Source organism: Desulfovulcanus sp., from assembly GCF_982781345.1.
Genome location: NZ_CEYAEZ010000187.1, coordinates 1 through 1,173, shown reverse-complemented (window position 1 = coordinate 1,173; position 1,173 = coordinate 1). Strand labels below are relative to the sequence as shown.

Annotated in this window: 1 protein-coding gene; it reads left to right on the top strand. The window is 35.3% G+C overall.

Annotation, left to right across the window (positions count from 1 at the left end):
* Positions 1-279: 279 nt before the first annotated feature.
* A partial coding sequence (gene trpD, locus AC3WVG_RS12130) for an anthranilate phosphoribosyltransferase (RefSeq protein ID WP_488798376.1) occupies positions 280-1,173 on the top strand: 894 nt, incomplete at its 3' end.

The following is a 1,173-nucleotide window of genomic DNA, read 5'->3' as shown; positions in this document are numbered from 1 at the left end:
TTGAGAATGAGGTATTCTCCCCGCCGCCCCGACCTAAACCCGCCCCCTTTGGCCAGGCTCGGGCACCCCCGCTATCTTTAGTGAGCTACTTTCGTACGGTTTTTTAAGAGTTTCTTTTCTAGTCTACATGTTTTTCTGTTGTTTATCGCTTGTATATGTACTTTTTTGCTCTTCTATTTTTTGTACATTGTTTAGATTATTTTGGAGTAATGCTTTAATATGATTTTACATGGTCTAGATGTGTCAGAGATGTCTAATCAAGATTTATGTAGGATTGTTATGAACATGATTGTTGAGCGAAAAGAGGTTCCTGAAGATGTTATGTATAGAGTTGCCTTATCTATCCTTAATGGAGAGTTAGATGATGTATATGTAGCAGGACTTCTAGTTGGTTTGAGAGTTAAGGGTGAGTCTGAGTCTGAGATTGTTGGATTTGTTAGAGCTATGTTAGATTCCTGTGTTAAGATTGATGTAGATAGTCTAGATCCAATAGATACTGCAGGTACTGGAGGTGATGGTTATCGCACTATTAATGTTTCAACAATATCAGGTCTATTAGCATCATATGTAGACGGTGTATACGTGTTAAAGCATGGTAATAGATCTGTAAGTAGTTCATCAGGTAGTGCAGATTTTTTAGAAAAACTTGGATTTAACATATATCTAAATCCAGAACAAGCATTAAGATTGTTAAAATCTACAAAATTCTCATTCCTATTTGCACCAATATACCATCCATTGATGAGAAATGTGATGCATATACGTAAAAAGCTTGGAGTTAGAACAATATTCAACATAGTTGGACCACTATCAAACCCGGGAAATGTTAAGAGACAGGTTATCGGTGTTTCAAATAGAGAAATAATGTACAAAATTTGTAGCGCGCTAAGTAGGCTAGGTAAGAAGAAGGTTCTAGTTATTCATGGTGATCCAGGTATAGATGAGATATCTGTATTTGGTAGAACATACATAGTAGAGTTAGATAATGGAAAAATTGAAGAATATTCAATAGATGTTGAAGATCTAGGTCTTAATAAATGGAAAATTGAAGATGTCATGGTTAGAGATTCTGAAGAAAGTGTTAGAAAGTTTTTAAAAGCATTAGAAGAGAAGCGTGGACCTATATATGAATTTATTTTAGCAAATACTGCAGCAGCACTCTATGTTGCTGAT